The following is a 7,929-nucleotide window of genomic DNA, read 5'->3' as shown; positions in this document are numbered from 1 at the left end:
TGTTAATACTGCTTAAAAAGTATAAATAAATTTATACTACTGGGAAAATGATTTAGTGATCGCTTGTTTTTTACTGGATCTGACGAAACCGCATAGCTCCCTATTTGGATATAGTTGCACAGGAATTCATCCATTATTTAATTCGAGTGAAGAAGTAGAAGCAATAGCCAAAGCTTTTGAAAATGGGTGCAAAGAGATAGGGCTTGGGGAGAAATTTACATTTCGCTGGAGTTCGTTTTGCGATGATAGTAATGCAAAAGAGTGTTTCTATAGGCGATTGCAAAATCCTGTATCAGATGAGAGCGAGTTTCTGGACTGGGGGCAGTTAGGGAGAATTCAGGAATTGACACGTTTGCGTCAGAGGAAAAATATAACTCTCAGCGTCTACACGACTTTCACTATAGTACCAGGGGGAACAGAGAGCGGCGACCCGATAGACCGAGCATTGGTAAAGCTAGCAGATTTTCTGACAAGACGATTTACACCCACAGGGGCGACGGAAGTTACGAAAAAGAACTTAAAAAGGATATTAGAAAAAGCGATAGATGTTTCACAAAGACATCTACAGATATTAACAGAGATGGGTTTTGACCCAAAGCCAAAAAGTGCAGAGCAACTATGGAAAGAGTTAAGTAAGTGTGTGGGAGCAAAGATTGTAAAAATCCCGCATACTTTAGTATTTGATTCATTGGGACTGAGGGAGGAATTTAACGAAACCCCAGCAACAAATAAATCATATATAGATCAAGCTCATGCAACATCAGTATTGATGAATAATGGTATACCTTTCGCAGATAGAAAGTGGGTATGTCTGCCTGATGTTGAGGGCGGTAAAAAATATGTCGGCGTGATGGTTTTGTCGCAAAAACCAGAAGTATTCGCATCAACAGAAGCACAAATAAGGTTTCTATGGAATATATTTGCACGAGAGCCAATTAATGATGTGGAAGTGATTACCGAAATCAGTCCTGCCGACCAGAAACTAACCCGATTGGCGCAACAAATGATTACCCGGAGAGCGCGAAATGCAGAAATCAGCGCTCAAAAGAAAACAATTGACGTAGCTTCACAAATAAATGTTGAGTGGAGTGTAACAGCCCAAAAGCAATTATACACAGGGGACACACCAGAAACATTAGGGTTAGTAGTGTTAATTTATCGGGATACACCTGAAGAAATTGACGATACTTGTAGATTGATTTCTGGGTATATTAACCAACCAGCAGAACTAATTCGAGAAACGCAATATGCTTGGCTGATTTGGCTGCAAACATTGGGAGCCAAAATGGAACAGTTATTATCACGCCCTTATAATCGTCGATTAACATTTTTTGCGAGTGAAGTGTTGGGATTGACCAGCACAGTACAAATTGCCAAGGCTGATAATCAGGGTTTTGAATTAATCGCAGATCAAGGTCATTCCCCGGTACATCTAGACTTGTCGATAACCAAGAATATGATGATTCTAGGAACGACAGGCTCGGGAAAATCTGTTTTGGTTGCCACAATCATAGCAGAATGCTTGGCAAAAGGAATGTCAGTTTTGATTATTGACTTACCCAATGATGATGGAACGGGGACATTTGGAGATTTCACCCCATACCACAACGGGTTTTACTTTAATATCGCCAAAGAATCAAACAATCTTGTCCAGCCTCTTGATTTATCAGCAATTCCAGAGTGGGATATAGAGGGGAGAAAAGAAAGAATAAAGCTCCATAGAAATGATATGAATCTGATTATCTTGCAGTTGGTTTTGGGTTCACAAAAATTCGATGGGTTTTTGGCACAAACAATTGAGTCGCTGATTCCACTAGGCACAAAAGCGTTTTATGAACATCCAGACATCCAACGTCGTTTTGAGTTAGCACGAATCAGCCAAATTGGAACGCCAGAGTGGGATAATACGCCAACTCTAGTAGATATGGAGCAATTTTTCTCAACAGAATATATTGATTTGGGTTATGAAGATGAGAATGTTGAGAAAGGGCTTAATTATATTCGTTTGCGTTTGAAATACTGGAAAGCAAGCGCGATTGGGGATGCGATTTGCAAACCTTCCACCTTCCAAACAGATTCTAAGTTAATTACTTTTGCGCTAACCAATCTGCAATCAGATAAAGATGCAGAAGTATTTGGGATGAGTGCATATATGGCGGCTTCCAGGCAATCACTATCTTCACCTAATAGTGTGTTTTTCATGGATGAAGCCAGTGTCTTACTGAGGTTTTCTGCATTATCCCGATTAGTAGGTAGAAAATGTGCAACGGCTCGGAAATCTGGTAGCCGAATTATCCTTGCTGCCCAGGATGTAATTTCCATTGCCAAATCTGAGGCGGGAGAACAGATTCTACAAAATATGCCCATAAGGTTGATTGGGCGGTTGGTTTCCGGGGCGGCGAAAAGCTTTACTGATATCCTTTCGATTCCTCACTCAATTATTGAGAAGAATGAGCTATTTCGGCCTAATCTTCAGCAAATGTACACAACATGGTTGCTGGATTACAACCGGACTTACATTCGTTGCCGTTATTATCCCTCCTACGTGATGTTGGCACTAGTTGCCAACAGCAGAGAGGAGCAGGCAACGCGCAATCGCTTTCAAGCTCAATATCCGAACAAGTTTGAATGGGTGTCGGAGTTTTCTAAGTATTATGTGAAGTGCATCAAACAGGGACAGTCATTATGAAAAGTCTAATTGCTTTTGCAATTCAACAAAAAATTCTTTTGGCAATTTTAGGTATAGGAGTCGCCAGCTTAAGTTTTCAAATGTGGAAGTATCAAGATGAGCAATATCAAAAATTATTGGCTAATCAAAAAGTCCTTTGTGAAAAATCTTTAAAAGATGCTGATGACTTGATTTTCAAAAGTCGAACTCTCTATTCAGCTTTCAATTCAGGAAATGGTCGTCATGCTATTCCTAAAGATAAAATTCAGCAGCCAGGGATTAACACACAGTTGCAAAAGAAATCTTATGTATTAATTAGAAGTAAAAAGCATCCTTTGATTCCAAGTAATACTCCACATTATAAAAGTACTTACTTTGAAAGTTATTCCAAACCACCAGGAGGAGAAACAAATGTTGATGCAATTGTGATTGCCGAGCCTTTGAACGATTTTGAAGCTCTTGTTACTAGTCCCTGCTCACCAAAACCTTTTGCTGTATCTTTTGAGGATCTATATGAAATCACACAAAAGCATGATTTTACGCCCAATGGTAATTTATCTTGGCGTTAGTTCTCTCTTAACTGCGACGATATTGATTGGCGATAGTTGTAATCAAGCTTGGGGATTAGAATTACCATTTTTGACTCAATTTCAGCAAGTTTATACGAGCTTAAAAAGCCGAATATCAAGCTATGAAACTGAGTTGAACCAAGCTTTAGGGCAAGGTTATGGAGAAATAAATGCTGAAATAACTCGACAACTCGGGGAGGCAGTTGATTCTACAATTGGGTCTTTGGGAATTCCAGACCCCCTAGAATCAGGTGAAAAAATCAAAGAAGTTATTCGCTCACAAAATCCAGATATGACTCAGCCCAATTCTAATACTCAAGCTGAGAATGCAGAGTTGTCATGGCATCGTCAATATACTCTAGGTCAATCTCAATCAACTTTAGGAGTTGATGGACAACGAGTACAGGCACAAGAGGCTGATTTAACTAATATTGCATTAACTACTTCTTCAACTAACGCTGACAACGCGCAGTCAGACATCGTAACTCAAGATATTCTCAAAAAAATGGCAACTCAAAATCTACAGAATGTTGTCATTTCCAAAGCAATACATGGAGAGACTCAAAAACAAACACGAGCCTTAGCAGCAGCTAATGTCAATTTGGTTGACATCTCGAAAAATATTTCGTCACAATCCCGTAAAGAAGATGCACAAAGTCGATCTGTGGCTATGCAATTGTTGGAGGCTGGTGCTTATAACGACGCTTTCTGGGAGAGACAATGAAAAATAGGGAAAAGGGGAAAGGGAAACACATATTTAATGGGTGTGGGTTTCAAATATGGACGTGACTAATCGCACTGCGGGTATTATCTTGTTTAATACTATGTTTTCAAATACTTGTTCTATATTTTATAAATAAGTGAGCAACTTAACAGTTGCAAAATCTACCTCTTTTGCTTTCGCTCCTCCTTTCTGTTAAAAGCATTTTCAAAATGAGGTTTAACAATGTATCTTCTTTGTCTAACTAATTTAATTCCTTTTATTCTTGCTCAAACGAATGGAAATGAGGCTGATAAAAATCTCCCAACTGATGCTGGAACTATTGTACAAGGCGCAATAAATGGTTCGGAGATTTTTGTTTCGGCATTTGATAATGACTGGAAACTATTTGCGAGTGGTCAAAACCCCGTTTATATCGCTATTGTTAATGTCTCGATGCTGGCGGCGGTAGTTTTAGTAAGTTTTTGGTCATTGCAATGGTACGAGCAAATAATGTCAGAGGGCTTTTCGAGTGGAGTTGTCAAAGAAATGGCTTTCCCAATGATAGTAATTCTGATGCTCAACAATAATGGAGCAATGCTTGCGACTACCTCCTTGGTATTCAGAAATGTTTCAAATAAGTTAAACTCTACTGTATTGACTGTTACAAGAAATGGTATAACCCTCAAAGAAGCTATTCGGAGTGTTAATACAGATCAAACTTTTATTCTCGCTGCGAAGACGGCAATGGCAGAATGTGAAAAACTAACTGATGTAGAAATAGATAAAAATGGCAATCAAATTACTCCTAAGAAAGATTGTAAAAATAAGGTAGCTCAAGAAATTGACGCTCAATCACAAGAGTATAAACAAAAGAAAAGGATTCAAGGGCAAAATAATTGGAATCCTTTAGATGTCGCTGGAGGAGCAGTTAACACAATTGTTCAGGGACTATCCTATATAATTTTTAGCGGTCTATCAGCAGCTTTTCAGTTTCTCGTTCAGTTTTCTTTCCTGTTAACAGCTTATGTGGCACCGATATTCTTAGTATTATCTATGCTACCGATAGGAGCCAAACCAATTTTTGCTTGGCTTTCGGGGTGGTTAGCACTAACATTAATCCTTATGTCTTACTCAATTATTGTCGGTGTAGCTGCTAGCTCTATAGTTAATTCCCCGTCAAATAATCCATTACTTCTACAGTTAATAGAGGCAATATTTTCACCAATACTTGCAGTAGCGATTGGAACAGGTGGAGGAATGGCTCTGTTTTCTGGCTTTACCAGCGCAGCCAAGTTTGTAGTGATGCCAAGAAGAGATTAAAACAAGTCGCAAGTCGCAAGTTGCAATGGGCTAACGCCCCGCTCCGCTAACGCAAGTAAGTTTTGTGACGGGGATTTAAACCCCGATGGTTCCTGAGCATGTCGAAGGACTGAAATGGGTGCTACATCTAGATTGCAGGTTCTGAAATCCTTTAATTTACGATAATGTTTGAGAAGTAGGAGAATGGAATGCAACTACTGGAGAAAAAAGAAATAAACTTCACTCCCATATTTTTGATGGGGAATGCGGTTTTACTTATTGTTCTACTTTTAATTCAAATAATTAATTTTGCTCGGATTGGGAAAGTTGCAGATTCCAAAACACCAACTCTAGTTGAACTAAATGATGGGTCTTCGATACGAGCGTCCCCCATTGGCAATGACGAACGATCGCTACAAGCGATTACCTATTTTGTGGGACAGACAATGACGGGGCTATTAAGCTGGACTGGAATTCCAAAGTCTGATGACTCTAACTCCGACCCAACTAAAAAAGCGGTACTAGATGCTGGTGTACAAGTAGGGGAGAAAAAAATCACGACGAATGTATGGGTTATAGGATTTGCATTATCTGAAGATTTTCGAGGTAATTTCTTAGAGGAATTAGGCAATCTGACACCAGTTGACGTTTTCAACGGCACGACGCAATCAGTTTTGGCCGTGCGGTATTTCTCGGAACCCCAGAAATTGGCACCGGGTCACTGGTCAATTGATATGGTAGCCAACCTCGTAGTCTTCCAGGGCAGCAATCAAGTTGGTAAAGCGATCGCATTTAATAAAACTGTATTTGTCAGAGCAATTGATACACCAATTCCTCCGTCTAACTCATCCTCCATTCAACGAATCGCATATAGCGTTCGCAAAGCGGGATTAGAAATTTATAAGATCCAAGATTTAGAAATCGGGAAGTAATCAAATGGCAGTCACAGATGTACTATCTATTGAAGAAAATGACGCAATAGATGCGTTAGAGGAATCAGTTTTGGCAACTCCCAAAGTCCCCCAGGATAAAAAAAGTTTTGCAGCGATGAATGGCGTAACTTTTGAAATTGAGTTCTCAGATCGAGAAGAAGCAAATGAACCTCAAACGCGCCCACAACCAGAAGAGATTGTAACCACTCGCGTCATTTCTCAGCATCCCTTACTCAAAGCTGGGGTAATCGGGAGTGGAATTTTTCTACTGATTGCAGTGGCAGGTGGGATGATAAATACTTCTATGGATGCTTTAAGCAATTCCACCACAGTCAAACCGGAAGCGATAAAGCAAGGGGTATCTGGCAACGCTCAAGATTTAGAATCACAATCAGAAAATCCTGGCAAGATTAAGACGGCACTAGCGATTACTTCCCAAAAACCAGAATTAGAAAGTCTTCGTAATACTTCAAGAAGCAAAGCCCCAGTTAAGGAAGAAAACACCATTGTAAAAAGTAGTCCTGTAACTGCATCAACTAGTTCCCCACCAATAGTTTCACCACCAACCCAACGACAGTACGCCTCTATTAGTCCATCTCAACCAATAGTTATTCCTCCGAATCCCACTATATCGAGAGAACCTCTAGCAACAAAGTCTTTCCCCACCCTTTCGCCTAGACTGCGACCTCAATCCATAGCTTTAGTTTCATCATCAAGTAATAAACCAAACCTAGATCCAATACAACAATGGTTAACTGTTTCTAATGTCGGTAGTTTCAGCGCTAATAATACTGTTACTACGGCTGAAGAACCAATTAGTATCCAAGGGCTATCAGGTGGCACTGGTAGACCTAATGTGACAGTAAAAACTTCAAGTAATGAGTCACAAAACATTGATTATAATGCTAGACGTGTGATAGTAGGAACTCGGATACAGGGCAAAATAGAAACCCCAATTGCGATAAGTGCTGGCAATGCAAATCAAGTTCAAAAATATCTGATTAGACTAACCTCAGCATTAAAAGCATCAGATGGCAGTGAGGTTTTACCCGTGGATTCTTATCTGGTTGTTGTGCTGAATGGCTCAAATAGTGGCGAATATATTCAAATGTCTGCCATCGCAGCTTTAATTAATGTTGATGGTCAGACATTAGAAAAGACTATACCGGAGAATTCCATTATTATTCTCAATAAGAATGGAGAAACTCTCCGGGGGCAATCACGTCAAGGCAGTAGTTTGGGTAGCGATTTCATGACAGCAGTAATTGCTGGAATATCAAAAGCTGCTGAAGTAGAAAATAATCCCAACAGCCAAACTACTATAAGTTCATCTGGATTTTCGACTAGTACCGTGAGTAATGACAATAAAAATTTATTAGCTGGGTTTGCTCAAGGAAGTTTTAGCCAAGTACTACAATCAATCCAGTCATCAAATACTCAACAAATACAATCTTTACAGTCAGATGGCAAAGTGTTTGTAGTGCCAGCCCAGACAACTGTTCAGATATTCGTAAATCAAACGATTTTTCTATGAAAAGTAGCTTGCACTTACCTATTTTATTGAGTAAAAGTATATTAATTACCGAAGAAAGGCAGAGGGCAGAAGGCAGAGGGCAGAAGGAAGAAAATATAAATTTAGCCCTCTGCCTTCATGGTTTAAGTAGGACAGGGTGAAAAAACCAAATTGTGTAAAGATAAGTAAATACACATAATGTATCTACCACGGTAACAGGTATATGGGCAGCCGTTTAAGGGTAT

General features: G+C 39.6%; 6 protein-coding genes. All 6 read left to right on the top strand.

The features are described 5' to 3' along the window. The first annotated feature begins 55 nt into the window (after positions 1-55). The 6 genes from H6G86_RS37240 (at position 56) to H6G86_RS37215 (ending at position 7,705) form a co-directional block, all read left to right on the top strand. Positions 56-2,689 carry a helicase HerA domain-containing protein gene (locus H6G86_RS37240; protein ID WP_313931627.1) on the top strand — a complete coding sequence of 878 codons (2,634 nt, stop codon included), beginning with the start codon at positions 56-58 and terminating at the stop codon, positions 2,687-2,689. Further along, the gene (locus tag H6G86_RS37235; protein ID WP_179075794.1) at positions 2,686-3,237 is read left to right on the top strand and encodes a hypothetical protein; all 552 of its coding nucleotides are present in this window, start codon (positions 2,686-2,688) and stop codon (positions 3,235-3,237) included. Before H6G86_RS37240 ends, H6G86_RS37235 begins: the two co-directional genes overlap by 4 nt. Beyond that, the gene (locus H6G86_RS38350; RefSeq protein ID WP_242065171.1) at positions 3,182-3,961 is read left to right on the top strand and encodes a hypothetical protein; all 780 of its coding nucleotides are present in this window, start codon (positions 3,182-3,184) and stop codon (positions 3,959-3,961) included. The genes H6G86_RS37235 and H6G86_RS38350 overlap by 56 nt, the downstream gene beginning before the upstream one ends. Before the next feature lie 222 nt (positions 3,962-4,183). Then, positions 4,184-5,260 carry a hypothetical protein gene (locus H6G86_RS37225; protein ID WP_199338575.1) on the top strand — a complete coding sequence of 359 codons (1,077 nt, stop codon included), beginning with the start codon at positions 4,184-4,186 and terminating at the stop codon, positions 5,258-5,260. A gap of 188 nt (positions 5,261-5,448) precedes the next feature. Next, the gene (locus tag H6G86_RS37220; RefSeq protein WP_190938582.1) at positions 5,449-6,171 is read left to right on the top strand and encodes a hypothetical protein; all 723 of its coding nucleotides are present in this window, start codon (positions 5,449-5,451) and stop codon (positions 6,169-6,171) included. Positions 6,172-6,175: 4 nt separating this feature from the next. Further along, positions 6,176-7,705: a TraB/TrbI/VirB10 family type IV secretion system protein gene (locus H6G86_RS37215; RefSeq protein WP_190938581.1), complete on the top strand. Its 1,530-nt coding sequence runs from the start codon at positions 6,176-6,178 to the stop codon at positions 7,703-7,705. Positions 7,706-7,929: the final 224 nt, after the last annotated feature.

This window comes from Nostoc sp. FACHB-133 (assembly GCF_014698055.1).
Taxonomy (GTDB): Bacteria; Cyanobacteriota; Cyanobacteriia; order Cyanobacteriales; family Nostocaceae; genus Nostoc.
Note: the sequence above shows the minus strand (reverse complement) of the source record. Positions and strands in the feature narration are given on the sequence as shown.